This window comes from Micromonospora haikouensis, from assembly GCF_900091595.1.
Classification (GTDB): domain Bacteria; phylum Actinomycetota; class Actinomycetes; order Mycobacteriales; family Micromonosporaceae; genus Micromonospora; species Micromonospora haikouensis.
Genome location: NZ_FMCW01000023.1, coordinates 57,251 through 83,181 on the forward strand (window position 1 = coordinate 57,251; position 25,931 = coordinate 83,181).

At 74.7% G+C, this 25,931-nt stretch carries 23 protein-coding genes and 1 riboswitch; of the genes, 2 read left to right on the top strand and 21 right to left on the bottom strand.

The window, feature by feature from the left end:
* Positions 1-2: 2 nt before the first annotated feature.
* The 6 genes from GA0070558_RS22665 to rpe form a co-directional block, all read right to left on the bottom strand.
* Positions 3-1,268, bottom strand: coding sequence for a bifunctional 3,4-dihydroxy-2-butanone-4-phosphate synthase/GTP cyclohydrolase II (locus GA0070558_RS22665; protein WP_091283384.1), 1,266 nt, complete (start codon positions 1,266-1,268; stop codon positions 3-5).
* The gene (gene pnuC / locus GA0070558_RS22670) at positions 1,265-1,966 is read right to left on the bottom strand and encodes a nicotinamide riboside transporter PnuC (RefSeq protein ID WP_091283387.1); all 702 of its coding nucleotides are present in this window, start codon (positions 1,964-1,966) and stop codon (positions 1,265-1,267) included. Before pnuC ends, GA0070558_RS22665 begins: the two co-directional genes overlap by 4 nt.
* A complete protein-coding gene (locus GA0070558_RS22675; protein ID WP_077939424.1) occupies positions 1,963-2,619 on the bottom strand; it encodes a riboflavin synthase in 657 nt (218 codons plus the stop codon). Before GA0070558_RS22675 ends, pnuC begins: the two co-directional genes overlap by 4 nt.
* A gap of 1 nt (position 2,620) precedes the next feature.
* Positions 2,621-3,682, bottom strand: a complete 1,062-nt coding sequence (gene ribD, locus GA0070558_RS22680; RefSeq protein WP_091283389.1) for a bifunctional diaminohydroxyphosphoribosylaminopyrimidine deaminase/5-amino-6-(5-phosphoribosylamino)uracil reductase RibD — start codon at positions 3,680-3,682, stop codon at positions 2,621-2,623.
* 150 nt (positions 3,683-3,832) lie between these two features.
* Positions 3,833-4,005, bottom strand: a riboswitch (FMN riboswitch).
* A gap of 80 nt (positions 4,006-4,085) precedes the next feature.
* The gene (locus tag GA0070558_RS22685) at positions 4,086-5,042 is read right to left on the bottom strand and encodes a GGDEF domain-containing response regulator (RefSeq protein ID WP_077939422.1); all 957 of its coding nucleotides are present in this window, start codon (positions 5,040-5,042) and stop codon (positions 4,086-4,088) included.
* A 1-nt stretch (position 5,043) separates the two neighbouring features.
* Positions 5,044-5,724 (bottom strand): ribulose-phosphate 3-epimerase, encoded by a 681-nt coding sequence (gene rpe, locus GA0070558_RS22690; protein WP_043967995.1) that lies wholly within the window; start codon positions 5,722-5,724, stop codon positions 5,044-5,046.
* A 257-nt stretch (positions 5,725-5,981) separates the two neighbouring features.
* On the opposite strand from rpe, the gene GA0070558_RS22695 reads away from it, so the two are divergent.
* Positions 5,982-6,872, top strand: a complete 891-nt coding sequence (locus GA0070558_RS22695) for a septum formation family protein (RefSeq protein WP_077939421.1) — start codon at positions 5,982-5,984, stop codon at positions 6,870-6,872.
* 87 nt (positions 6,873-6,959) lie between these two features.
* Positions 6,960-7,847: a septum formation family protein gene (locus tag GA0070558_RS22700; protein ID WP_091283477.1), complete on the top strand. Its 888-nt coding sequence runs from the start codon at positions 6,960-6,962 to the stop codon at positions 7,845-7,847.
* A 48-nt stretch (positions 7,848-7,895) separates the two neighbouring features.
* Here GA0070558_RS22700 and GA0070558_RS22705 read toward each other — a convergent pair whose 3' ends face one another.
* From GA0070558_RS22705 to carA, 15 genes are all read right to left on the bottom strand, one after another.
* Positions 7,896-9,419: an RsmB/NOP family class I SAM-dependent RNA methyltransferase gene (locus GA0070558_RS22705; RefSeq protein ID WP_091283391.1), complete on the bottom strand. Its 1,524-nt coding sequence runs from the start codon at positions 9,417-9,419 to the stop codon at positions 7,896-7,898.
* The gene (gene fmt / locus GA0070558_RS22710; RefSeq protein WP_077939419.1) at positions 9,416-10,342 is read right to left on the bottom strand and encodes a methionyl-tRNA formyltransferase; all 927 of its coding nucleotides are present in this window, start codon (positions 10,340-10,342) and stop codon (positions 9,416-9,418) included. Before fmt ends, GA0070558_RS22705 begins: the two co-directional genes overlap by 4 nt.
* A gap of 4 nt (positions 10,343-10,346) precedes the next feature.
* Complete coding sequence (gene def / locus GA0070558_RS22715; protein ID WP_091283393.1) at positions 10,347-10,904, bottom strand: peptide deformylase; 558 nt, start codon at positions 10,902-10,904, stop codon at positions 10,347-10,349.
* Between the two features lie 88 nt (positions 10,905-10,992).
* Entirely contained in the window at positions 10,993-11,976 is a 984-nt protein-coding gene (locus tag GA0070558_RS22720; RefSeq protein ID WP_091283395.1) for an AAA family ATPase, read from the bottom strand.
* A gap of 137 nt (positions 11,977-12,113) precedes the next feature.
* Positions 12,114-14,087: a primosomal protein N' gene (locus GA0070558_RS22725; RefSeq protein ID WP_091283397.1), complete on the bottom strand. Its 1,974-nt coding sequence runs from the start codon at positions 14,085-14,087 to the stop codon at positions 12,114-12,116.
* Positions 14,084-15,277 (bottom strand): methionine adenosyltransferase, encoded by a 1,194-nt coding sequence (metK, locus tag GA0070558_RS22730; protein ID WP_043967984.1) that lies wholly within the window; start codon positions 15,275-15,277, stop codon positions 14,084-14,086. Before metK ends, GA0070558_RS22725 begins: the two co-directional genes overlap by 4 nt.
* Positions 15,278-15,351: 74 nt before the next feature.
* Positions 15,352-16,569 carry a bifunctional phosphopantothenoylcysteine decarboxylase/phosphopantothenate--cysteine ligase CoaBC gene (coaBC, locus tag GA0070558_RS22735; RefSeq protein ID WP_091283399.1) on the bottom strand — a complete coding sequence of 406 codons (1,218 nt, stop codon included), beginning with the start codon at positions 16,567-16,569 and terminating at the stop codon, positions 15,352-15,354.
* 15 nt (positions 16,570-16,584) lie between these two features.
* Positions 16,585-16,848, bottom strand: coding sequence for a DNA-directed RNA polymerase subunit omega (gene rpoZ / locus GA0070558_RS22740; protein ID WP_007075826.1), 264 nt, complete (start codon positions 16,846-16,848; stop codon positions 16,585-16,587).
* Positions 16,849-16,927: 79 nt separating this feature from the next.
* Positions 16,928-17,461: a nucleoside/nucleotide kinase family protein gene (locus GA0070558_RS22745; RefSeq protein WP_091283402.1), complete on the bottom strand. Its 534-nt coding sequence runs from the start codon at positions 17,459-17,461 to the stop codon at positions 16,928-16,930.
* Positions 17,462-17,510: 49 nt separating this feature from the next.
* Positions 17,511-17,828 (bottom strand): integration host factor, actinobacterial type, encoded by a 318-nt coding sequence (mihF, locus tag GA0070558_RS22750; protein ID WP_007075824.1) that lies wholly within the window; start codon positions 17,826-17,828, stop codon positions 17,511-17,513.
* Between the two features lie 179 nt (positions 17,829-18,007).
* Positions 18,008-18,844, bottom strand: a complete 837-nt coding sequence (pyrF, locus tag GA0070558_RS22755) for an orotidine-5'-phosphate decarboxylase (RefSeq protein WP_091283404.1) — start codon at positions 18,842-18,844, stop codon at positions 18,008-18,010.
* A 108-nt stretch (positions 18,845-18,952) separates the two neighbouring features.
* A complete protein-coding gene (locus tag GA0070558_RS22760) occupies positions 18,953-20,227 on the bottom strand; it encodes an adenosylmethionine--8-amino-7-oxononanoate transaminase (RefSeq protein WP_091283406.1) in 1,275 nt (424 codons plus the stop codon).
* A 49-nt stretch (positions 20,228-20,276) separates the two neighbouring features.
* Positions 20,277-21,323: a quinone-dependent dihydroorotate dehydrogenase gene (locus tag GA0070558_RS22765; RefSeq protein WP_091283408.1), complete on the bottom strand. Its 1,047-nt coding sequence runs from the start codon at positions 21,321-21,323 to the stop codon at positions 20,277-20,279.
* 25 nt (positions 21,324-21,348) lie between these two features.
* Entirely contained in the window at positions 21,349-24,726 is a 3,378-nt protein-coding gene (carB, locus tag GA0070558_RS22770) for a carbamoyl-phosphate synthase large subunit (protein ID WP_091283409.1), read from the bottom strand.
* A complete protein-coding gene (gene carA / locus GA0070558_RS22775) occupies positions 24,719-25,930 on the bottom strand; it encodes a glutamine-hydrolyzing carbamoyl-phosphate synthase small subunit (protein ID WP_077939409.1) in 1,212 nt (403 codons plus the stop codon). Before carA ends, carB begins: the two co-directional genes overlap by 8 nt.
* Position 25,931 lies beyond the last annotated feature (1 nt).

Genomic DNA, 25,931 nt, shown 5'->3' on the forward strand with positions numbered 1-25,931 from the left:
CCCTACGCTCCGATCTCGTCGTTCGCCACCGGGCGGCCCAGCGGCGCCTCGGTCGTCTCGTCCAGCTCGTCCAGCAGGTGGCCCATGCGGTCCCGCTTGGTGCGCAGGTAGCGCACGTTCTCCGGGTGCGGCCGGATCGGCAGCGACTCGCGGCCGGTGACGGTCAGGCCGTACCCCTCCAGCCCGGCCCGCTTGGCCGGGTTGTTCGTCAGCAGCCGCATCGACCGCACGCCCAGGTCGTGCAGGATCTGCGCGCCGGTGCCGTAGTCGCGGGCGTCGGCCGGCAGCCCCAGGTCGAGGTTCGCGTCCACGGTGTCGCGGCCGAGGTCCTGCAGCTGGTACGCCCGCAGCTTGTGCAGCAGGCCGATCCCCCGCCCCTCGTGCCCGCGCACGTAGAGCACCACCCCGCGCCCCTCTGCGGCGACGCGGGCCAGCGCGGCCTGCAACTGCGGGCCGCAGTCGCAGCGCAGCGAGCCGAACGTGTCGCCGGTGAGGCACTCGGAGTGCACCCGCACCAGCACGTCCTGCCCGTCGCCGAGGTCGCCCATGACCAGGGCGACGTGCTCGGCCGGGTCGTGCTCGGCGCGGTAGCCGAAGGCCGTGAACACCCCGTGCGGGGTGGGCATCCGGGCTGCCGCGACCTGCTCGACCTGCTTCTCGGTGCGCCGCCGGTAGGTGATCAGGTCGGCGATGGTGACCAGGGTCAGGCCGTGCTCGGCGCAGAACTTCTCCAGGTCCGGCAGGCGCATCATGGTGCCGTCGTCGTTGACCAGCTCGCAGAGCACGCCGGCCGGGCGCAGGCCGGCCAGCCGGGTCAGGTCGACGGCCGCCTCGGTGTGCCCGGGGCGGCGCAGCACCCCGCCGGAGCGGGCGCGCAGCGGCACCACGTGCCCCGGCCGGGCCAGGTCGGTGGGGTCGGTGGACGCGGCGGCGAGCAGCCGGATGGTGTGCGCCCGGTCGGCCGCCGAGATGCCGGTGTCGACGCCCTCCCGGGCGTCCACCGTCACCGTGTACGCGGTGCCCCGGCGGTCCTGGTTGGTGTGGTGCATGGGCGGCAGGTCCAGCCGGTCGCACTCGTCCTCGGTCAGCGGCACGCAGACGTAGCCGGAGGTGTAGCGGACCATGAACGCGACCAGTTCCGGGGTGGCCAGCTCGGCCGCGAAGATCAGGTCCCCCTCGTTCTCCCGGTCGGCGTCGTCGACCACGACGACGGGCCGGCCGGCGGCGATGTCCGCGACGGCCTGCTCGATGCTGGCGAAGATGGTCATGCCACGACCTCCGAGTAGGTGGGTGACAGGGTGGCGGGGGCCGGGCGGGCGGCGCGGGAGGTGCGCCACCAGGAGACGAAGCCCCAGACGCAGAGCGCCCCGTAGACGAGGTACATGGCCGCCGACGGGTAGAACCCGCCGCGCAGCAGCAGCGGCACGCCGACGGCGTCCACGGCGATCCAGACCAGCCAGAACTCGACCCAGCCGCGGGCCATGCCGTAGGTGGCGAGCAGGCTGCCGGTGAGGATCCACGCGTCGGGGAGCGGCCCCCACGAGCCGAGCGCGGCCAGCACGGGGTACGCGGCGGCGGTGCCCACCGCGGCGGCCAGCAGCAGGCCGAGGCGCTCCCGCCGGGTGGCCCAGCGCGGGGCGACCGCCGCGTCGTCGCCGCCGGGGCCCGAGCGGCGGTTGCGCGTCCAGCGCCACCAGCCGTAGACGCTCACGGCGAAGAAGAACACCTGCCGGCCGGCCTGGCCGTAGAGGTCGTGGGCCTGCGGGGTGGCGAACGCCCCGCCGAGGAAGACGGTGAGCAGCAGCGCGTTGCCGACCATGCCGACGGGCCAGGCCCACACCAGCCGGCGCAGCCCGAGCAGGGCGGAGGCGAGGCCGAAGGCGTTGCCGACGATCTCGCGGACCAGCACGGGCGAGCCGGCGACGTGCACCTGGGCCTCCAGCAGCCAGCCGAGCGGGCCGCTCACCGCCCGCCCCCGCCGGGAGTGTGCCCGCCTTCACCGGGCGGCAGGTCGCTTCCACCGGGCAGCCGGTCGCCGAGGAGCCGCTCGACGTACTTGGCGAGCACGTCGACCTCCAGGTTGACCGCGTCGCCGACCGCGCGCTCGCCGAGGGTGGTCAGCTTGAGGGTGGTGGGGATCAGCCCGACGCTGAACCAGTCGGGCCCGACGTCGGCCACGGTCAGCGACACCCCGTCGACGGTGATCGAGCCCTTCTCCACCACGTACCGGGACAGGGCGGCGGGGAGCCGGAAGCGGACCGTCTCCCACTGCTGCGCCGGCTGGCGGGACAGCACCGCGCCGACGCCGTCGACGTGGCCCTGCACGAGGTGCCCGCCGAGGCGGCTGCCCAGCGCGGCGGCGCGCTCCAGGTTGACCGGCGCGCCGGGGCGCAGCGCGCCGAGGGCGGAGCGGCGCAGCGTCTCGCCCATCACGTCGGCGGTGAAGACGTCGCCGTCGACGTCGACCACGGTGAGGCAGACCCCGTTGACGGCGATGGAGTCGCCGTGCCGGGCGTCGCTGGTGACCAGCGGCCCCCGGATGGCGACCAGCGCGGAGTCGCCCCCGGTCTCGGCCGTCCGGACGACCTCGCCCAGCTCCTCGACGATGCCGGTGAACATGTCAGCCCTCCCTCTTCCTGGGCAGCGCGGTGATGCGCAGGTCCGGACCGACCTGCGTAACGTCGGTGATCTCCAGGTCGATGGCGTCGGCGATGGTGCCCACGCCGGCGTCGGCCAGCGCGGTCGGCCCGGCGCCGAGCAGCTTCGGCGCGACGTAGCCGACGACCCGGTCGACCAGGCCGGCGGCGAGGAACGCGCCGGCCAGCTTCGGGCCGCCCTCCAGCAGCGCGGCCCGGACCCCCCGGTGGTGCAGCTCCGCGAGCAGCGCCGGCAGGTCGACCCGACCGTCCGGGCCGGTGCCGACCTCGGCGGCGGTGGCGACCCACGTCCGGGCGGCGCCGTCGCGGACCCGGGCGTCGGCGGGGGTACGCCCGAACGTGTCCACGACCACCCGCAGCGGCTGCCGGATGGCCAGGGTGCCGTCGCGCAGGTTGCGGGCGGTGAGCCGGGGGTCGTCGGCGAGCACGGTGCCGACCCCGGCGATGACCGCGTCGACGGTGCCGCGCAGGGCGTGCACGTCGGTCCGGGCGGCCTCGGAGGTGATCCACATGCTGGTGCCGTCGGCGGCGGCGGAGCGCCCGTCGAGGGTGGCGGCGTACTTCCAGACGACGTACGGCCAGCCCCGGCGCATCGAGGTCAGCCAGGCGACGTTGCCGGCCTCGGCCTCGGCGGCGCGCACCCCCAGCTCGACGTCGACGCCGCCGGCCCGCAGGGTGGCGGCGCCGCCGGAGGCGACCGGGTTCGGGTCGGGCACGGCGATCACCACCCGGGCGACGCCGGCGGCGAGGAGGGCGTGGCTGCAGGGGCCGGTGCGGCCGGTGTGGTCGCAGGGCTCCAGGGTGACGACGGCGGTGCCGCCCCGGGCCCGCCGGCCGGCCTGGGCGAGCGCGACGATCTCGGCGTGCGGTCCGCCCGCGTACGCGTGGAATCCCTCACCGACGACCTCGCCGTCCGGGTCGAGCAGCACGCAGCCGACCACGGGGTTGGGGCTGGTGGTGCCGAGGCCACGGGCCGCGAGCGCGATCGCCCGACGCATCGCGTCGTCCACGGAGACGCTGGCCATCGCCCTGTCCTGCCCTCTCACTCGCCGGTCCGCGCGGGCGAACACGGGAGGCCGCGGGCAGGCGGCGGCGGTCCGGGGACGGCAGAGCCGACCCCGGGGAGCCCACGCGGCGGCCGAGGACAGCCGTCGGCACAGGGCCCGCCCCGTCCCGCGCGCTGTCTCCCATCCGGACTGTCTGGGGGTGGGTTGGCCCGCCCCCAACCGTCGGCCCCGGAGTCTCACCAGGTCCACCGGGCGGCAGGGCCGTCCGGGTCGCGGGCTTACCACGGCCGCAGCCGTGGATCACCGCCGGTTCGGAATTACACCGAGTCCCGCCAGCGCGTGGTGGGTACTGCGAGAAGTGTGGCACGGCACCCGCCGCGCGTCTGCCCTCGGGGAGCTACCTCACACAGGTGGGCAAGATTCAAGAAAGGCTGCGTCGCCGGTCGACCGCCACGTACGAGCCGGGTTGGCTCTTGGCCACGGATTTCATCTCCGAGGCGACCGCGATCGCGTCCAGCGGGTTGGTCAGGCGCTTGCCGGCGTCGGAGACGGACACCCCGATCGACAGGGTGACCAGGGCGGCCCGCCGGATGTTGCCCCGCCGGTCCTTCAGCTCGACGTAGCCGCGCGCGGCGTCGGAGGGGTCGTAGAGCTTGTCGGCGGCGGTCTCGAAGTCGACCACGGCCCGGGAGGTGAGCGGGCGCACCTGGTCGGGGGCGCAGACGATGACGAAGTCGTCGCCGCCGACGTGGCCGAGGAAGGCCGGCGGCAGCCCGATCGCCACGACCGCCCGGTGCAGGCTGCGGGCCAGGGCGGAGATGAACTCGTCGCCCCGGACGAAGCCGTACCGGTCGTTGACGCTCTTGAACCGGTCGATGTCGACGTAGCCGACGGCGTAGTCGACGCCGCTGCGGACCCGGTCGCTGATCTCCCGCCGGATGCGGGAGTTGCCGGGCAGGCCGGTCAGCGGGGAGACCTCCCGGAACTCCTTGTTGCGGCGCAGCGTGGAGCTGACCCGGGCGACCAGCTCGGCGGTGTCGAAGGGCTTGACCAGGTAGTCGTCCGCGCCGGCGCTGAGCCCGTGGACCTTGTCCACGGTCATCCCCTTGGCCGTCAGCATGATCACCGGCAGGGCTGAGGTCATCGGGTTGGCGCGCAGCCGCCGGGTCAGCTCCAGCCCGTCGACGCGCGGCATCATCAGGTCGACGACCGCCAGGTCGGGCCGCTGCCGCTCGATCATCTCGAGGGCCTCCTGGCCGTCGCCGGCGTGGATCACCTCGAAGCCGTGCAGCCGCAGGTTGAACTCGACGAACCGGGCGATGTCGGCGTCGTCGTCGACGACGAGGATGAGGTCGGGTCGCTCGTCGGCCGGGTCCACCTCAGGCCCCGGCGGTCGCGCGCTCCGCCAGGCCCCGCAGGCGGCGGACCGCCTCGGCGGGGTCCTCGGCGCCGTAGACGGCGGTGCCGGCCACGAACGCGTCCGCGCCCGCGGCGGCCGCCTGCTCGATGGTGTCGGCGGCGATCCCGCCGTCGACCTCGATGCGCAGCTCCAGGTGGCCGGCGTCGACGTGCCGGCGGGCGGCGCGCACCTTGTCGAGCAGCTCGGGGATGAACCGCTGCCCGCCGAAGCCGGCCTTGATCGTCATGATCAGCAGCGTGTCGAAGCTGGGCAGCAGCTCCAGGTAGGGCTCGATCGGGGTGTCCCGGTCGATCGCCAGCCCGGCCTTCGCCCCGGCCGCCCGCAGGTCCTTGGCCAGTGACACCGGGTTGTCGCACGCCTCGGCGTGGAAGGTGACGTTGTGCGCCCCGGCGTCGGCGTACCCGGGGGCCCACCGGCGCGGGTCGGTGATCATCAGGTGCACGTCGAACGGCAGCTCGGTCGCGGCGCGCAGGCTCTGCACGACGGGCAGCCCGATGGTCAGGTTCGGCACGAAGTGGTTGTCCATGACGTCCACGTGCAACCAGTCCGCGGCGCCCTCGACGGCACGGACCTCCTCGGCGAGGCGGGCGAAGTCGGCGGCGAGGATGCTGGGCGCGATGATCGGCGGCGGTACGGTCACGAGGTCAGTGTACGAATGCGGCCATCAGCCGCCCGCATCGCGGCACCTTCCCGGACGCGCTGTGACCCAGCCGTGACCGGTGGTGCAAGATAAACCGGTCCGGATGGGAATCCCGGACGAAAAGTCAGCCGCGACTGGCCGATCGAGGGAAACGCGGCAAGACTCCATGCAGGACGGTCACGTAAGCTGCACGCCCGGTGGCGGAAACGCCCCACGGGCCGTGGCGCCCGACCGTCAGCTCCCGGAAAGGGCGGACGATGCGACGGTGGCTTGTGGCGCTGGCGCTGGCCGGCACGGTGGTGATGCTGCTGGGCGGCTGCGCCCGCCCGCACGGGGCAGACGGCGACCTCACCGACGACTGGCCGACGCTGCGGGAACCGAAGATGTTCATCCCGGCCACCGACGCGTGCCTGCCCCGGATCACGGCGGTCGTGCAGGCCGGCACGTACGAGACGGTGGACTGCGCCCGCAGCCACCTGGCCGAGACGATCCACGTCGGCATCTTCACCGACCCGGCCATCGACGCGGGCCCGCGCCCCGAGGCGGGCACGCCCGTCCTGCGTGTCGCCCGCGCCGAGTGCGACCAGCGGGCCCGGGAGGTGCTCGGCGGCGACTGGCACTCGGCCCGGCTGAGCCTCACCATCGCCCTGCCGTCGACGTCGGCCTGGGCGAGCGGGGCCCGCTGGTACCGCTGCGACCTCAGCGAGACCGACAGCATCGACAACACCCGGCCGGTCAACCGCGTCGGCAGCCTGCGCGGCGCGATGGTCGGCGACTCGCCGCTGACCCACCGCTGCTTCGACCCGAAGCTGATCGGGGCGAACCTGAACTACATGGCGCCCGTGCTGTGCACCGAGCCGCACCGCGCCGAGTTCGTCGGGGTCTACACCGAACGCGACATGACCTGGGCCGAGTTCATCCGGTCCAACCAGAAGGTGCACCGCCGCTGCATGGGGCTGATCGCCGAGTTCGCCAAGGTGCCCAACAACAGCGAGTTGCCGTACCGGGCGGGGTCGATCTTCTATCCCCCGTCGCAGCGGGAGTGGGACGAGGGCGACCGCGGGGTGCGGTGTTTCCTGTGGAGCGACGACCGCAAGCTCACCCGGTCGATGCGCGGCGCTGGGCCGAAGGGACTACCCGCGAGCTGAGCGCCGGTGGCGTAAAGTGCCGCTCCGTGGCGCGCCCGGCGACGGAGGCCGGTGTCCGCGACCACCGGCGACGGGGAGGTCGGACTGATGCGGCGATGGTGGACGGCGGTCGCCGTGTCGGCGGGGGCGGCGCTTGCGCTGGCCGGCTGCGGCACGCCGGCCGGGCTGGACGGTGACCTCGCCGACGACTGGCGGACGATGGCGGCGCCGACGCAGTTCGTGCCCGCCGCCGGAACATGTCACACCGTCTTCGCCGACGTCGGCTACCTCAGCGGCTACAACCCGGTGGACTGCGCGACGTCGCACCGGGTGGAGACCCTGCACGTCGGCACGCTGACCGGCGCCGCCGCCGAGCTGAGCGCGCCACCGGCCGCCGGCTCGGCCGGGATGAAGGCCGTCCGCGCCGAGTGCGACCGGGAGGTCAACAAGGCCCTCGGGGCCGACTGGCGCGCGGGGCGGCTGTTCCTGTCCCCGGTCTTCCCGTCCCGGCAGGCCTGGTCGGGCGGGGCCCGCTGGTTCCGCTGCGACGTGAGCGAGGTGGAGAGCGTCGACGACCCCAGCGCCGTGCCCCGCACCGGCAGCCTCGCCGGCGCGTTGAAGGGCGCCTCGGCGCTGGCCCACCGCTGCTTCAACCCGAAGATCAAGAAGGACGACGTGCAGGAGATGACCCCCGTCGCCTGCACCAGGAAGCACCGCGTCGAGTTCGTCGGCGTCTACCAGGCCCCCGACATCTCCTTCGCCCAGGTCGACAAGAACCGGATGCGCATCCACAAGGGCTGCCGGACGCTGATCGCCTCGTACGCGAAGGTGCCGAACAACGGCGACCTGGAGTATCGGGCGGGCACCATCTTCTACCACCCCTTCGAGCAGGAGTGGAAGGACGGCAACCGGGGCGTGCAGTGCTTCCTCTGGGTCGACCGTGACCTCACCCGATCGGTGAAGGGCATCGGCACCAAGGGCCTGCCGGTGCAGTGACCCGGCCGGCGGGCGGGGCGACCGGGAGTCGCCCCGCCCCCGTTCGGTTCAGCCCCGGCGCAGGACCGCCAGGAACATGGCGTCGGTGCCGTGCCGGTGCGGCCAGAGCTGCACCGACGGCCCGTCGCCCAGCCCCGGCATGCCGGCCGGCAGCAGCGGCCGGGCGTCGACGAAGTCCGCCGGCACCCCGGCCCGCCGCGCCGCCTCGGTCACCGTCACGTGCGTCTCCACGGTGTGCGGGGAACACGTCACGTAGGCCACCAGGCCGCCCGGCCGGGCCGCCCGCAGCGCCGCCGACAGCAGCTCCCGCTGCAGGCGGGTCAGCGGCGGCAGGTCCGACGGCTGCTTGCGCCAGCGGGCCTCCGGCCGGCGACGCAGCGCGCCCAGCCCGGTGCACGGGGCGTCGACCAGGACCCGGTCGAAGTGCCCCTCCGGCAGCTCCGGGTCGGCCCCCACGGTGCGGCCGTCGGTGTGCAGCACCGTCACCGGCAGTCCCCGCGTGGCCTGGCCGACGAGCCGGGCCCGGTGCTCGGAGACCTCCACCGCGGTCAGCCGGGCCCCCCGCTGGGCGGCGATCGCCCCGAGCAGGCCGGACTTGCCGCCCGGCCCGGCGCACAGGTCCAGCCAGTGGGCGTCCGGGCCGTCGAGCGGGGCGACCGCGAGGGCGTTGGCCACCAGCTGGGAGCCCTCGTCCTGCACGTGCGCCCGCCCCTCGGCCAGCGCCGGCAGGTCGCCCGGGGCACCGCCGGCGAGATAGACCGCGTACGGGGAGAACGCCCCCGGTGCGCCGCCCACCTCGTCGGCCAGGACGACCGGGTCGGCCAGGCCGGGCCGGGCACACAGGTGCACCGGCGGGCGCTCGTTGTCCTCGATCAACAGCCGGGTGGTCTCGCCGAGGTCGCCGCCGAGCGCCTCGGCGAAGGACCGCACGATCCACTGGGGGTGGCTGTACGCCAGGGCCAGGTGCCCGATCGGGTCCGTCTCGAAGGCCGGGGCGAGCTTCGCCACCCAGGCGTCGGCGTCGCGCCCCGCCACCTCGCGCAGCACCGCGTTGGCGAAGCCCGTCGCCCCGATGCCGACCGCGCGCACCAGGTCGACGGTCGAGGAGACCGCCGCGTGCGCCGGCACCCGCGTGTGCAGCAGCTGGTAGGCACCCAGCCGCAGCGCGTCGCGCACGGGCGGGTCGATCCGGGCCACGTCCCGGCCGGCCGCGTCGGTGAGGATCGCGTCGAGGGTGCCGATGTGGCGCAGCGTGCCGTACGTCAGCTCGGTGGCGAAGGCGGCGTCCCGGCCGGTCAGCCGCTCCTGCCGCAGCAACGCCGGCAGCACCAGGTTGGCGTACGCGTCGTCGCGGTGCACCGCCGCGACCGCCTGGTAGGCGACGTGCCGGGGCAGGTCGACGGCGGGCCGCGCCGGCCGCGTGCCGCGCCGGTCGTCGCCCCGGCCGCCCCGGGCCGGGCGGTCGCCGAAGGCCGGGCGGTCGCCCCGGGGGCCGCCGGTCGACCGGTCGGGCCGCCGGTCGGTGCGGGGGGCGCGCTGCTCGTCGTACCGTCGCTCCGTGGGCCCGGTCACGCGAGCTCCTCCCCCGCGCCGACCCGGGCGCCGCGCGCCCAGTCGCTCGCCGCCATGGCCTTCTTGCCCGCGGCCCGCACCTCGCCGAGGGCCACCGGGGTGGTGGCCGTGCCGGCCAGCACGCGGGACTTCTCCGCCAGCAGCTCGCCGGGCTTCAGGTCGGGGCCGTCGGGCACCGGGACGACCGGGCCGAGCTTGACCCGCTCGCCCCGGAACGTGGTCCACGGGCCGGGCGCGGGGGTGCACGCCCGGATCCGCCGGTCCACCGCGAACGCGGGGTCGCCCCAGCGCACCCGGGCGTCGTCGACGGTCAGCTTCGGCGCGAGCGACACCCCGTCGGCCGGCTGCGGCTCGGCGCGGGCGGTGCCCGCGTCGAGCGCGTCGAGGACGGCCACCAGCAGGCCGGAACCGGAGTGGGCGAGCCGCTCCAACAGGTCGCCGGAGGTGTCGGTGGGGCGGATCTCGTCGGTGACGGTGCCGTAGACCGGGCCGGTGTCCAGCCCCTCCTCCAGCGCGAAGACGCTCGCCCCGGTCAGCTCGTCGCCGTGCAGCACGGCCTGCTGGACGGGGGCCGCGCCCCGCCACGCGGGCAGCAGCGAGAAGTGCAGGTTGATCCAGCCGTGCCGGGGGATCTCCAGCGCGACCGGGGGCACCAGCGCGCCGTAGGCGACGACCGGGACGCAGTCGGGGGCCAGCGCGCGCAGCCGGTCGAGGAACTCCGGCTCGCGCGGGCGGGCCGGGGTGAGCACCTCGACGCCGCGCTCGTCGGCCCAGGCCCCGACGGGCGAGCGGACCAGGCCCCGGCCCCGGCCGGCGGGGGCGTCGGGGCGGGTGACGACGGCGACGAGGTCGTGGCCGGAGGCCGCGATGGCGTCCAGGGCGGGCAGGGCGACGGCCGGTGTGCCGGCGAAGATCAGGCGCACCGGGTCACCGCCCCAGGCCGAAGGGGCTGCCGGCGTGCGGGTCGAGCTTGACCGTCGGCGGGGCCGCCACGTCATACCACTCGGCCTGGCGGATCGCCTTCATCGCCTCCTTGCGGCCGGCCGGGTCCAGCCGGTCGACGAAGAGCACGCCGTCGAGGTGGTCGGTCTCGTGCTGCACGCAGCGGGCCATCAGGCCCGTGCCGACGATCTGGACCGGGTCGCCGTAGCTGTTGAAGCCCTTGGCGACGACGTTCTGCCGGCGCTTGGTGTCGAAGTAGAGCCCGGGGATGGACAGGCAGCCCTCGGGGCCGTCCTGCTCCTCGGCGTCGGGGAACTCCAGCACCGGGTTGACCAGGTGGCCGAGCACGTCGTCAACGTCGAAGGTGAACACCCGCAGGCCCACTCCGAGCTGGGGCGCGGCGAGACCCGCGCCGCTCTGCTCACGCATCGTGTCGGTGAGGTCGGCAACGAGCCTGCGCAGCTCGGCGTCGAAGTCGACCACCGGATCGGCCGGCGTGCGCAACACCGGATCCCCGAACAGACGGATGGGCTGGACGGTCACGCGGGATGGCTCCTTCGGTCGGGCGGGTCAGGGCCGTACCAGTCTACGGACTGCCCGGGGGCCTCCCCCCGCCCGCGACCGGGACGGGTCAGGCGCCGGGGGCCGGATCGCCGGCGAGCACGGCGTCGCCGGCCAGCAGGCAGTGCGCCGGCAGCGGCAGGGTGATGCCGTGGGCGGCCTCCCAGTCGTACACGGTGCCGGGGCGGACCTGGGCGGCGAAGTAGTCCGCCGCGCTCGTCCCGCCCACCACCGGCTCGTCGACCTCGGCGACCAGCCGGGCGGGCACCAGCGGGAAGCCGTTGCGGATGGCCGCGCTGAGCCGCCGGTGGCCGTCGACGACGAAGAAGTATTCCCCGGTGAAGCCGATGGTCAGGGGCTCCAGCGCCTCGTCGCCGGCGGCGGCGACCTCGTCGACGAAGCCCGCGTCCCACAGGCCGCGCAGGGCACCGACGTCCTCGGTCGGGTAGACCCGGGTCGGGTCGAGCAGCAGCAGCGGCGGGGCGTCGCGCAGCACGTCCGCGCCGAGCCGCCCCTCGTAGACGTCGATGATGTGGCCGATCACCTGCTCCGGGTTGGCCCGGGTGGAGTCGCAGATCAGGTCGTAGTTGCGCAGCCGGGCCTTGTCGACGCCGTAGCGGACGATGAACCGGCCCCGCTCGCTCTCGCTGCGCTCGCGCAGCTTGGCCCTGGCCTCCTCCAGCGAGGTGTAGCTCTCGGCCGGGCCGGAGGGGCGGGCCAGGACCCGGCGGGCCGCCTCGGTCGGCTCGGTGATCATGTGCACCTTGAGCGCGTCGGTGAAGAAGTGCCAGGCGAGCCGGGAGTCCATGACCAGGCTCTCGCCGGAGGCCGCGATGTCCTGCTGGAGCTGGTCGACGTAGCCGTCGACGGCCTGGTCCAGCTCGGCGTGCAGGTTGAGCTGGAGCGCGGTCATCTGCCGCTCCTGCGCCATCTGGCGGTAGAGGTCGCCGACGCTGACCCGGCGCAGCCCGAGCCGCTTGGCGATCTCGACGGACACGGTGCTCTTGCCGCTGCCGAGGTCACCGTTGAAGACGATCGATTGACGAACGGTCACGACTGGTCCACCCCTGATCACCGGCTGACTGGCGTCGTCGACGTGGCGTCGTACCGACACGCCGTCGTGCGCCCGGGCATGACGGGCGATGCTATCACGCAGCGGCGACCACGGATCGTGACCGCCACTCCGATCGACTAGAACAGCGAAAGAGGGTCGATCTGGACGCGGACCGGATCGGCGGCCTTACGGAGAGTGCGCACCCCGGCGGCGGCGTGCAGCGCCTCGGCGAGGGCCGCCGCCCGGGCCCGGGGCACCCGGACGAGCATCCGCTCCTTCTCGCCGTCGGCGGGGACCGGGCCCAGCACCTCGGCCGCCTCGGGCAGCCGGGCGGCGGCCAGCAGGTCGGCCACCGCGTCGGGCGGGCCGGTGACGCTGGCCATCCGCACCGCTGGCGGGAACCCCAGCTCGCGGCGCTCGGCCAGCTCCCGGGCGGCGAACCAGGCGGCGTCCCAGCGCAGCAGCGCCTGCACCGGCGCGAGGGCGCCGTCGGCGACCACCACCACCCGGCCGCCGGCCGTCGCGGGTCGGGCCAGCGCGGCGGCGGCCAGCCAGCGGCGCAGCGCCTCCTCGCCGGCCCGCAGGTCGGCCCGGGTCAGCAGGGCCCACGAGTCGAGCAGCAGCACCGCGCCGTAGCCGCCGTCGGCGATCGGCTCGGCCCCCGGGGTGGCCACCACGAGGCCCGCGCCGCCGGGCACGGTGGTGAGCACCTCCTCCCGGCCGGAGGTGCGCACCGGCACCCCGGGGAAGGCCCGGCCCAACTCCTCGGCGGTGCGCCGGGCGCCGGTGACGGCCGCGCGCAGCCGCCGCCCGCCGCACTCCGGGCAGGCGTACGCGGCGGAGATCCGGCCGCACCAGCGGCAGGCCGGTGTCCCCCGCGCCGACGGCAGGGCGAGCGGGCCGGCGCAGTGCGGGCAGCGGGCCGGGGTGCGGCAGTCCGCGCAGGAGATCGACGGCAGGTAGCCGCGGCGGGGCACCTGGACCAGCACCGGGGCGTCGGCGCCGAGCGCGTCCCGGGCGGCGGCCCAGGCCAGGCTGGGCAGCCGGGCCGTCGCCGCGCCGGGATCGCGGGCCAGCTGCGGGTCGTCCCCGGTCGGCGCGACGGCGGGGGTACGCGCCCGCACGGTGGCCCGGTCGGCGACCACCTCCCGCGCCCAGCCGGTCTCCACCAGCAGCTGCGCCTCGGCGCTGCGGGCGTACCCGCCGACCAGGGCGGCCGCGTCGGCGAGCCGGGCGCGGGTGAGCAGCACGTCGCGGGCGTGCGGGTAGGGGGCGCGCGGCTCGGCGTGCAGGTCGTCGCCGTCGTCGACGATGGCGACCAGGCCGAGCCGGGCCACCGGGGCGAACATCGCCGCGCGGGTGCCGATGACGACCGGCACGTCCCCGCGCCGGGCGGCCAGGAACGCGCGGTAGCGGCGGGCGGGGCCGAGGGCGGCGGAGAGGCTGACGTGCCGCCCGGGGCCGAGGGCGGCGGTCAGCGCCGCGTCGAGGCGGTCGAGGTCCCGGGCGTCGGGCACGACCAGCACCGCGCCCCGCCCGCCGGCCACCGTGGCGGCGACCGCCTCGGCGTACCGGGCGGGCCAGTCCTCCCCCGGCAGCGCGGACCAGACCGCCCGGGCGGGGCGGCCCTCGGTCAGCGCCCGCAGGAACGCCGGCCCGGCCGGGTACGCCCGCCAGCCGGCCGCCTCCGGCGGGGCCAGGGGCGCGGGCGGCTCCGGCGGGACGTGCGGCTCCTTCTCCACCCGGGCGTGCCGGGGCGGCACGGCCAGCCGGAGCACGTCGGCGAGGCTGCCGGCGTACCGGTCGGCGACGGCCCGGGCCAGCCGGACGACCTCGTCGGCGAGCACGGGCTCGGGCGAGACGAGCCGGTCGAGGTAGGCGAGCCTGCCGGTGTGCCCCGAGTCGTCGGCCCGTTCCAGCAGCCAGCCGTCCACGAGCTGGCCGGCGAAGCGCACCTTCACCCGGGTGCCGGGGACGGCCTCGTCGGCCAGCTCGGCGGGGACCAGGTAGTCGAAGGGGCGGTCGAGGTGGGCCAGGGGCACGTCGACACAGACGCGAGCGACCGGCGACCCGTCGGCGGGTCGCCGGTCGCCGCGCGTGTTGCTGGTCAGGCTCCCGCGGCCGACTTGAGGTCGGCGGCCCGGTCGGTGCTCTCCCAGGTCAGCTCGGGCAGTTCCCGGCCGAAGTGGCCGTACGCCGCGGTCTGCCGGTAGATCGGGCGCAGCAGGTGCAGGTCCCGGATGATGGCGGCCGGGCGGAGGTCGAAGACCTCGGTCACGGCCTTCTCGATCGAGGCGACCGGCACGGTCTCGGTGCCGAACGTCTCGATGAACAGGCTCACCGGGTGCGCCTTGCCGATCGCGTACGCGACCTGCGCCTCGCAGCGCTCGGCGAGGCCGGCGGCCACCACGTTCTTGGCGACCCAGCGCATCGCGTACGCCGCCGAGCGGTCCACCTTGGACGGGTCCTTGCCGGAGAACGCGCCGCCACCGTGCCGGGCGTACCCGCCGTAGGTGTCGACGATGATCTTCCGGCCGGTGAGGCCGGCGTCGCCCATCGGGCCGCCGATCTCGAACCGCCCGGTCGGGTTGACCAGCAGCCGGTAGCCGTCGGTGTCCAGGCCGAGGCTCTCCAGCTCCGGCGCGATGACGTGGTCGCGCACGTCCGGGGTGAGCAGCGAGTCCAGCGAGATGTCGGCCGCGTGCTGGCTGGACACGACGACGGTGTTCAGCCGGACGGGGCGCAGCCCCTCGTACTCGATGGTGACCTGGGTCTTGCCGTCCGGCCGCAGGTAGGGGATCGTGCCGTCCTTGCGGACCGCGGTGAGCCGGCGGGCGAGCCGGTGCGCCAGGGCGATCGGCAGCGGCATCAGTTCGGGCGTCTCGGAGCAGGCGAAGCCGAACATCATGCCCTGGTCGCCGGCGCCCTGGGCGTCCAGCGCGCTCTCCGAGGAGCCGGTGCGCAGCTCCATCGCGTTGTCGACGCCCTGCGCGATGTCGGGGGACTGCGCGCCGATGGAGACGCTGACGCCGCAGGACGCGCCGTCGAAGCCCTTCTTCGACGAGTCGTAGCCGATGTCGAGGATCGTCTCCCGCACGATGGTCGGGATGTCGGCGTACGCCTTGGTGGTCACCTCGCCGGCCACGTGCACCTGGCCGGTGGTGATCAGGGTCTCGACGGCGACGCGGCTGTGCGCGTCCTGAGCCAGCAGTGCGTCGAGAATGCCGTCGCTGATCTGGTCGGCGATCTTGTCCGGGTGGCCTTCCGTGACCGATTCGGACGTGAAGAGGCGGCGTGTCACGGCACTCCTAAGTTATGGAAAAGTCGTTCCGCGGAAGTGTAGTCACCCGGGCTAAATGCGCGCTGGAACGGTCGCTACCCCGTCACTCCTCGGGAAGATGGCCAGCGCGCCACGACGAGGTCCCAGACGGCGTCGGCCAGCTCCTCCTTGGACTGCTCGGCCATGGGGTGCACCGAGCCGTCCGCGCCGATGACGGTCGCCGCGTTGGTCTCGGCACCGAAGACCTTGTCCGGCCCGACCTCGTTGATGACGATGAGGTCGGCCCGTTTGCGGGCGAGCTTGGCCCGGCCGTTGGCCTCGGCGTCGCCCGTCTCCGCGGCGAACACCACCAGCACCTGCCCGGGCCGGCGTTGCCGGCCCAGCTCGGCGGCGATGTCCGGGTTGGTGACGAGGTCGATCGTAGGTGCCCCGGCTGCTGTTTTCTTGATTTTGGCCGACGTGTAGGTGGCGGGGCGGAAATCCGCGGGCGCGGCGGCCATCACCACGGCGTCCGCGCCGGCCGCCGCACGGAGCGTGGCCTCGCGCAGCTCCTCGGTGGTGCCGACCCGCACCAGGTCCACGCCGGCCGGGTCGGCGAGCGCCACGTTGGCGGCGACGAGGGTGACCCGGGCGCCCCGGGCGACCGCCGACCGGGCGAAGGCGTAACCCTGCTTGCCGGAGGAGCGGTTGCCGAGGAACCGCACCGGGTCGAGCGGCTCGCGGGTGCCGCCCGCGGTCACCACCACGTGCCGGCCGGCGAGGTCGGCCGGGGCGTGCGGGCCGCGGGCCAGGGTCCGCCGGGCGACGGCGAAGATCTCCGCCGGGTCGGGCAGCCGGCCCTTGCCCGTGTCGGCGCCGGTGAGCCGGCCGACGGCGGGCTCGACGACGCGGACGCCCCGGGAGCGCAGCGTGGCGACGTTGGCCACGGTGGCGGGATGCTCCCACATCTCGGTGTGCATCGCCGGGGCGAGCAGCACCGGGCACCGGGCGGTGAGCAGGGTGTTGGTGAGCAGGTCGTCGGCGAGGCCGTGGGCCGCCCTGGCGAGCAGGTCGGCCGTGGCCGGGGCGACCACCACCAGGTCGGCCCGCTGGCCGAGCCGGACGTGCGGGACCTCGTGCACGTCGGCCCAGACGTCGTCGGCGACCGGCTGGCCGGACAGGGCGGCCCAGGTCGGCGCCCCGACGAAGCGGAGCGCCGACGCGGTGGGCACCACGCGGACCCGGTGGCCCGACTCGGTGAAGAGCCGCAGCAGCTCACACGCCTTGTAGGCGGCGATGCCGCCGCCGACCCCGAGGACGATCTCGGCGGACATCGGCGTGCGGCGCGGTTACGGCTGGTCGGTCGGCTCGGCGGTGAGCAGGCCCGCGTTGATCTCGCGCATGGCGATGGAGAGGGGCTTCTCCTGGGGGGTGGTCTCCACGAGCGGGCCGACGTACTCCAGCAGGCCCTCGCCGAGCTGGCTGTAGTAGGCGTTGACCTGGCGGGCGCGCTTGGCAGCGAAGATCACCAGGGCGTACTTCGACGTCGTCTTCTCGAGCAGCTCGTCGATCGGCGGGTTGGTGATGCCCTCGGGGTTGGCGATGGATCCCACGAAATAACCTCTGCGTCTGTCGTCACCGCGCGGACGCGGTTCGTCTGGCCCCACCACGCGGACGCGGTTGGTGGGTCACTCAGCCGCTCCGCCGCGGTCGGGCCGGAGCCAGATGGGAAGAACCGAACAAGCCTACCAGCTCATCCACCGCCCGCTCGGTGTGGTCGTGCGCCACGACGTGCGCGTCGCCGGCCGGGTCGACCGCATCCGGCCGCCAGCCGGGCGGGGCGAGCAGGACCAGCCGGGCGTCGGGGTGCGCCGCGCGGACCGCGAGCGCACCGGGCAGGTCGAGCGGGAGGAGCACCGGATGGCCGGCGGCGAGCCGCCCGGCCACCGGCGGGGCCGGGGTGCCGCGGGCGTACGGCCCGATGCGGGCCCACTCCAGCAACAGACCGGCGGCGATCAGCCGGTCGAACGCCGCCGGGGCGAGGAAGACCCGGTCGACGCCGTCCACCTCGCCCGCCCGGCGGGGCCGGGTGGTGGCCGGCACCGGGATCCAGACCGACGGAGAACGCGCCCGGAACGGCTCGACGACACTGCCCACGCCGGCCCCGGAGGGACCGGTCAGGACGGTGAGCCGAGCCGCCGGGCGCGCCTCGTCATCCGTGCTCACGGCTCGTTTCTACACGGCGCCGTGCGCGGCCGGCGGCGAACCGCCGGGCTCAGTTGGCGGCGAACTCGCCGAGCAGGGCCTTGCGCTGCTGCTCGCCCAGACCACGCAGGCGACGGCTGTCGGCGATCTTGAGCTTCTCCATGATCTGGGTCGCCCGGATCTTGCCGATGCCCGGCATCGCCTGCAGGACGGCCGAGACCTTCAGCTTGCCGACGACGTCGTCGCCCTCGGCCCGCTCCAGGACCGCGGCGAGGGTGGTCTTGCCCTGCTTGAGCTGCTCCTTCAGCTCAGCGCGGGCCTTGCGGATCTCCGCAGCCTTCTCGAGCGCAGCTGCGCGCTGCTCGGGGGTAAGTGACGGGAGGGGCACCAGTTCTCCTCAGGTCCTTGTCGCGACGGGCGGGACGCCACGCCGCAGATGTGAAACGTGGAGTCGCCGGAAACCAAAGGGGTCCGTGGTTCCCAGCGCGGGGAAAACTAGCGGTCGCGGACGCATTCGGCAACGTGGGCACGCCACGACCACGGCAAAATGACCGAGCCGTCACTCAGTCAGGAGCCGCCGAGGGCCGCCTTGCAGTCGGCCAGGGCCCGCTGTGCGGCGGCCCGCAGGGCGGCCACGTCGGGCCCGGCGTGCAGCACCTCGCGGGAGTACGACGGCAGGACCCACGGCAGGCTCGCGCCGAACACGGTCCGTAGGTCCGCGGCCGTGGCGCCCTGCGCGCCGAGCCCCGGGGCGAGCAGCGGGCCGCGCACCGCCGACAGGTCGTGGCCGGTGTCGCCGATGGTCGCCCCGACCACCAGACCGAAGCTGCCCAGCGTCTGCGCACCCCGGTTGAGCTGGGCAATCTCGTCGATGACCGCCTGCGCGACGGTGCGCCCGTCGGCGCCCACGGCGCGCTGCACGGCGGCCCCCTCGGGGTTGGAGGTGAGCGCCAGGACGAACACCCCGCCGCCGTGCGTGGCGGCGAGCTCGAACATCGGGGCCAGCGACATTACTCCCAGGTAGGGGCTCGCGGTGACCGCGTCGACATACAGCGGGCTGGATGGATCAAGGTACGCGGAAGCGTACGCGGCGACGGTGGAGCCGATGTCTCCGCGCTTGACGTCGAGCAGAACGAGCGAGCCAGAATCCCGCAACTGTCGGATAGTTGACTCTAGCACCGCCACGCCCCGCGCTCCGAAGCGCTCGAAGAACGCCGACTGGGGCTTGACCACCGCAACCTGGTCGCCTAGGGCCTCCACCACGGTGCGGCAGAACCGCTCCAGACCGTCGACGTCGTCCGTCAGGCCCCAGCGGGTCAGCAGCCCCGGGTGCGGGTCGATGCCCACGCAGAGCGGACCGCGCTGCGCCATCGCCCGGTGCAACCGGTCACCGAAGGTCTCCATCCGCGCCTCTTCCTCTCGACTCCTCCGGGCGCCCGGCGTCCGCCGGCGCGCCACGCCTGTCCGATCACGGTCATGCGGCCACCCCGCGCGGCCGCCCGGGAACGCCGGTCAGCCGGCCGCCACGGCGGCGGCCATCCCGGCGGCGATCCGGGCGACGTCCGCGTCGTCGGCGACGTACGGCGGCATGGCGTAGACCAGGTCGCGGAACGGCCGCAGCCACACCCCCCGGTCCACCGCCGCGGCGGTCGCCGCCGCCAGGTCCACCTCGTGGTCGAGCTGGACCACCCCGATCGCGCCCAGCACGCGGACGTCCGCCACCCCGGGGGCGCCCCGCAGCGGCTCCAGGCCGGCGCGCAGGGCCGCGCCCACCCTCGACACCTCGGCCGCCCAGTCTCCGGCCCGCAGCAGGCCGATGGAGGCGTTCGCGACCGCACAGGCGAGCGGGTTGGCCATGAACGTGGGCCCGTGCGCGAGCACCCCGTCGCGGGAGATGCCCGCCGCCACGTCCGCCGTGCACAGCGCGGCGGCCAGCGTCAGGTAGCCGCCGGTGAGCGCCTTGCCGACGCAGAGGACGTCGGGGCTCACCCCGGCGTGCTCGGCGGCGAACATCGTGCCGGTGCGGCCGAAGCCGGTGGCGATCTCGTCGAAGACCAGCAGCACCCCGTGGGCGCGGGTCACCTCGCGCAGCACCCGCAGGTAGTGCGGGTGGTGGAAGCGCATCCCGCCCGCGCCCTGGACCACCGGCTCCACGATCACGGCGGCCAGCTCGTGCGCGTGCCGCGCCACCGCGTCGGCCAGCGCCGCGCAGTACGCGGGGTCGGGCGGGGCGTCGAAGCCGGCCGGCGGCACGGGCGCGAAGACCTGCCGGGGCAGCACGTCGCCCCACAGGTGGTGCATGCCGCCCTCGGGGTCGCACACGCTCATCGGGTGGAAGGTGTCGCCGTGGTAGCCGCCCCGCCAGGTGCCCAGCCGCCGGCGCTCCGGCCGCCCGAGCGCCCGCTGGTACTGCAGGCACATCTTCACCGCCACCTCGACGCTCACCGAGCCCGAGTCGCACAGGAAGACCCGCTCCAGCCCCTCCGGGGCCAGCTCGACCAGCGTCTGCGCCAGGCGCACGGCCGGCTCGTGGGTGAGCCCGCCGAACATCACGTGGCTCATCCGGCCGAGCTGGTCGACGACCGCCGCGTCCAGCACCGGGTGCCGGTAGCCGTGGATCGCCGCCCACCACGACGACATCCCGTCGACCAGTTCCCGCCCGTCGGCCAGCCGCAGCCGCACCCCCCGCGCGCCCGCCACCACGTACGGGGGCGTCGCGGGGGGCAGCGGCGCGTACGGGTGCCACACGTGCTCCCGGTCGGCGGCGAGGATCTCCTCCGGCGTCACCCGCGCCCCCTCCGGCCCCCGGCGGGACCCGCTGTGGCCGGCTCCCCGGTCACGACCGCCCGCCCGACGGCACCGGCGCGGGCAGCGGGCGGGCGGCCCGGGCGGCGGCGCGGACGAGGCCGGGGCCCCGGTAGATGAAGCCGGTGTAGAGCTGCACCAGGGCCGCCCCGGCGTCGAACATGCGCGCGGCGTCGTCGGGGTCGACGATGCCGCCCACGCCGATCACCGGCAGCCGCCCGCCGGTCTCCCGGTGGACGAACGACACCACCGCGCGGGCGCGCGCGGCCAGCGGACGCCCCGACAGGCCGCCCGCCTGCCCGCCGCGCTCCCGGTCGGCGGGGGCGAGCCCGTCGCGGGCCAGGGTCGTGTTGGTGGCGATCACCCCGGCCGCCCCCCGGTCGAGGCAGACCTCCAGCAGCTCGGCGATCGCCGGCTCGGTCAGGTCCGGGGCGATCTTCACCAGCACCGGCTTCTCCCCCACCAGGGCCGCCAGCAGCGCGTCCAGGTGGGCGCGGTCCTGCAACGAGCGCAGGCCCGGGGTGTTGGGCGAGGAGACGTTCACGGCGAAGTAGTCGCCGTGGTCGCGCAGCGCCCGGTAGGAGGCGAGGTAGTCCTCCACGGCCTCGTCCAGCGGGGTCACCTTGGACTTGCCGAGCGAGATGCCCAGCGGCGCGCCGACCGGGCGGGGCAGCGCCGCCAGCCGGTCCGCCAGGGCCCGCGCCCCGGCGTTGTTGAAGCCCATCCGGTTGACCACGGCCTCGCTGTCGCGCAGCCGGAACAGCCGGGGCCGGGGGTTGCCCGGCTGGGCGTGCGCGGTGACCGTGCCGACCTCGACGAAGCCGAAGCCCAGCGCCGGCCACGCCGGCAGCGCCGCGCCGTCCTTGTCCATCCCGGCGGCCAGCCCCACCGGGTTCGGGAAGTCCACCCCGAACACCGTCCGGGGCGCCCGCACGGCGTAGCGGGCCCGCAGCGCGGCGAGCGCCACCGGCGAGCGCGACACGGCGGCCAGCCGGCGCAGCGTCCACTCGTGGGCGGCCTCGGCGTCGCCGCCGCCGAGGCGGAACAGGCCGGGCCGCACCACCCGCTCGAAGATCACCGGGCGCTCCCCGGTGTCCCGGCGGTCACTGGGCGGCCCGCAGGGTGGCGTGCAGGTCCTGCAGAGGGCGCACGGTCATGTCGCCGCGGATGCGGGCCTCGATGCCCATCACCGCCGCCGCCGCGCCGGGCACCGTGGTGATGCACGGGATGTCCGCCGTCACGGCCGCGCTGCGGATCTCGTAGCCGTCGGAACGGGCGCTCGCCCCGGAACCCTGCGGCGTGTTCACCACCAGCGCCACGTCGCCGGCGAGGATCATCGACACCGCGTCGGCGCCCGCCCCGGCCTCGTAGTGCTTGCGGATCTGCTCGCAGGCGATGCCGTGCCGGCGCAGCACCTCCGCCGTGCCGGCGGTCGCCACGATCTCGAAGCCCAGGTCGGCCAGGCGCTTGATCGGGAAGATCATCCCGCGCTTGTCCCGGTTGGCCACCGAGACGAAGATCCGCCCGGACGTCGGCAGCGACCCGTACGCGGCGGACTGGCTCTTGGCGAAGGCGTGCCCGAACTTGGTGTCGATGCCCATCACCTCGCCGGTGGACTTCATCTCCGGGCCCAGCAGCGAGTCGACGCCCTTGCCGGTCGGGGTGCGGAACCGCTTGAACGGCAGCACCGCCTCCTTCACCGCGATCGGCGCGTCGGCCGGCAGGGTGCCGCCGTCGCCCGTCGGCGGGAGCAGCCCCTCGGCGCGCAGCTCGGCGACCGTCGCGCCGAGCGCGATCCGGGCCGCCGCCTTGGCCAGCGGCACCGCCGTGGCCTTCGACACGAACGGCACCGTCCGCGACGCGCGGGGGTTGGCCTCCAGCACGTACAGCACGTCGTCCTTGAGGGCGTACTGGACGTTGAGCAGGCCGCGCACCCCCACGCCCCGGGCGATGGCCTCGGTGTAGCGGCGCACCTGCGCCAGGTGCGAGCCGGCCAGCGTCATCGGCGGCAGCACGCAGGACGAGTCGCCGGAGTGGATGCCGGCCTCCTCGATGTGCTCCATCACCCCGCCGAGGTAGACCTCGCCGTCGGCGTCGCAGAGGGCGTCCACGTCGATCTCGATGGCGTCGTCGAGGAACCGGTCCACCAGCACCGGGTGGTCCGGGGAGATGTCGGTGGCCCGCCCGATGTAGTCGCGCAGCGTCGGGTCGTCGTAGACGATCTCCATGCCCCGCCCGCCGAGCACGTAGGACGGGCGGACCAGCACCGGGTAGCCGATCTCGGCGGCGATCGCCTTCGCCTCCTCGTAGGAGGTGGCCATGCCGTGCGCCGGGGCGCGCAGCCCGGCCCGCGCCAGCACCGCGCCGAACGCGCCGCGCTCCTCGGCCAGGTGGATCGACTCCGGGGAGGTGCCCACGATCGGCACGCCCGCGTTCTTCAGCCGCTGCGCCAGGCCCAGCGGGGTCTGCCCGCCAAGCTGCACGACCACCCCGACCACGCCCGGCCCGCCGGCCGCCTTGCCGGACGAGTCCTCGGAGTGCCAGACCTCCAGGACGTCCTCGAAGGTCAGCGGCTCGAAGTAGAGCCGGTCGGCCGTGTCGTAGTCCGTCGACACGGTCTCCGGGTTGCAGTTGACCATGACGGTCTCGTAGCCGCCACCACCGGCGGCGGCCGACCCGACGGGCGCGGCGCGCAGCGCCTGGACGGCGTGCACGCACGAGTAGTCGAACTCGATGCCCTGGCCGATCCGGTTCGGCCCCGAGCCCAGGATGATCACCTTGGGCCGGGCCGACGGCGCGACCTCGGTCTCCGAGTCGTACGTCGAGTAGTGGTAGGGCGTGGTCGCCTCGAACTCGGCGGCGCAGGTGTCCACCGTCTTGTAGACCGGGCGGACGCCGAGCCGGTGGCGCAGGGTGCGTACGCCGTCCTCGGCGGCCAGCTCGGGGCGCAGCGCGGCGAGCTGCCGGTCGGACAGGCCGGCCCGCTTGGCGCGACGCAGCAGGTCCACGTCGAGCACCGGGGCGTCGACGATCTCGGCGCGCAGCTCCACCAGCGAGGCGATCTGGTCCAGGAACCACGGGTCGATCCCGCCGGATGCGGCGGAGACCTCCGCGACCGACGCGCCGAGCCGCAGCGCCCGCTCCACGGTGTAGAGCCGGCCGTCGTGCGGCATGCCCAGCGCGGCGAGCGTGTTCTCCTTCGTCGCGCCCGCCGGGTCCGGGGTGGTCCAGAAGCCCGACGCCTTGGTTTCCATCGAGCGCATCGCCTTGTTGAGCGCCTCGGTGAAGTTGCGCCCGAGGCTCATCGCCTCGCCGACCGACTTCATGGTGGTGGTCAGCTCCGGGTCCGCGCCGGGGAACTTCTCGAACGCGAACCGGGGGATCTTCACCACCACGTAGTCCAGGGTCGGCTCGAACGCCGCCGGGGTCTTCAACGTGATGTCGTTGGGGATCTCGTCGAGGGTGTAGCCGATGGCCAGCTTCGCGGCGATCTTCGCGATCGGGAAGCCGGTCGCCTTCGACGCCAGGGCCGACGAGCGCGACACCCGGGGGTTCATCTCGATCACCACGATCCGGCCGTCGGCCGGGTTCACCGCGAACTGGATGTTGCAGCCGCCGGTGTCCACCCCGACCTCGCGCAGCACCGCGATGCCGAGGTCGCGCAGGTTCTGGTACTCCCGGTCGGTCAGCGTCATCGCCGGGGCGACGGTCACGCTGTCGCCGGTGTGCACGCCCATCGGGTCGACGTTCTCGATCGAGCAGACGACCACCACGTTGTCGTGGCGGTCGCGCATCAGTTCGAGCTCGTACTCCTTCCAGCCGAGCACGCTCTCCTCGATGAGCACCTCGTGCACGGGGCTGGCGGCCAGGCCCGCACCGGCGATGCGCTGCAGGTCGGCGTCGGTGTGCGCCATGCCGGAGCCGAGGCCGCCCATCGTGAACGACGGCCGGATCACCACCGGCAGGCCCAGCTCGGCGACCGTCGCCTCGACCTCGGCCATCGAGTGGCAGACCCGCGAGCGGGGCACCAGGCCCGCCGGGTCGGCCAGCCCCAGGCGTACGCCCGCCTTGGCGACGATGTCCTTGAACAGCTGCCGGTCCTCGCCCCGGTTGATCGCCTCGATGTTCGCGCCGATCAGCTCGACGCCGTACTTGTCGAGCACGCCCGCCGCGTGCAGGGCGACCGCCGTGTTCAGCGCGGTCTGCCCGCCGAGGGTGGGCAGCAGCGCGTCGGGGCGCTCCTTGGCGATGACCAGCTCGACGAACTCCGGGGTGATCGGCTCGACGTACGTGGCGTCGGCGAACTCCGGGTCCGTCATGATCGTCGCCGGGTTGGAGTTGACCAGGCTGACCCGGATCCCCTCGCTGCGCAGCACCCGGCACGCCTGGGTGCCGGAGTAGTCGAACTCGCAGGCCTGCCCGATGACGATCGGCCCCGAGCCGATCACCATGATGTGCTTGAGATCGGTCCGCTTAGGCATGCGCGCGCCCCTCGCTGTTGCTCCGGCCCTCGCTGGGCCGCTGGTCGGGGGCACGGCCCTCGATCAGCTCGGCGAATCGGTCGAACAGGTAGTCCGCGTCGTGCGGGCCGGCCGCCGCCTCCGGGTGGTACTGGACGGTGAAGGCGGGCACGTCGAGCGCCCGCAGCCCCTCGACCACGTTGTCGTTGAGGCAGACGTGCGACACCTCGACGCCGCCGAACTCGGTGTCGATCACCTGGTCGGGCACGACCGCGCCCTGCCCGGCGCCGGGCTCCTGTTCGCGGCCCGGCCAGGCGACCGCGAAGCCGTGGTTGTGGCTGGTCACCTCGACCTTGCCGGTGGCCCGGTCGAGCACCGGCTGGTTGATGCCCCGGTGGCCGTAGCCGAGCTTGTAGGTGCCGAAGCCCAGCGCCCGGCCGAGGATCTGGCTGCCGAAGCAGATGCCGAACAGCGGGATCCGCCGGGTCAGCACCTCCCGGGCCAGCCCCACCGGGCCGTCGGCGGTCGCCGGGTCGCCCGGACCGGGCGAGAAGAAGACGGCGTCCGCGCCGGTGGCGAGCAGGTCGTCGATGCTCGACCCGGCGGGCAGCACGTGGGTGGTGACGCCGCGCGCGGCGAGCCGGCGCGGCACGTTGCGCTTGATGCCCAGGTCCAGGGCGGCCACCGTGAACCGGTGCGTGCCCTCGGCCTCGACGACGTACGGCTGCGCGGTGCTCACCTCGGCGGAGAGGTCCGCGCCGACCATCTGCGGCGACTGGCGGACCCGGGCCAGCAGGGCGCGCGGGTCGTCGTCGACGCTGGAGATGCCGACCCGCATCGCGCCGCGCTCGCGCAGGTGCCGGGTCAGCGCCCGGGTGTCCACGCCGCTGATGCCGACCACTCCCTCGGCGGCGAGCCGGTCGGCCAGCGTGCCGGTGGACCGCCAGTTCGAGGGGACCCGGGCCGGGTCGCGCACCACGTAGCCGGCGACCCAGATCCGGGCGGACTCGTCGTCCTCGGCGTTGACGCCGGTGTTGCCGATGTGCGGGGCGGTCTGCACCACCACCTGCCGGTGGTAGGACGGGTCGGTCAGGGTCTCCTGGTAGCCGGTCATGCCGGTGTTGAAGACCGCCTCGCCGAACGTCTCGCCGACGCTGCCGTACGCCTCGCCGTGGAACGTACGCCCGTCCTCCAGGACCAGGATCGCGCTCCTGCGCTTCTCCATA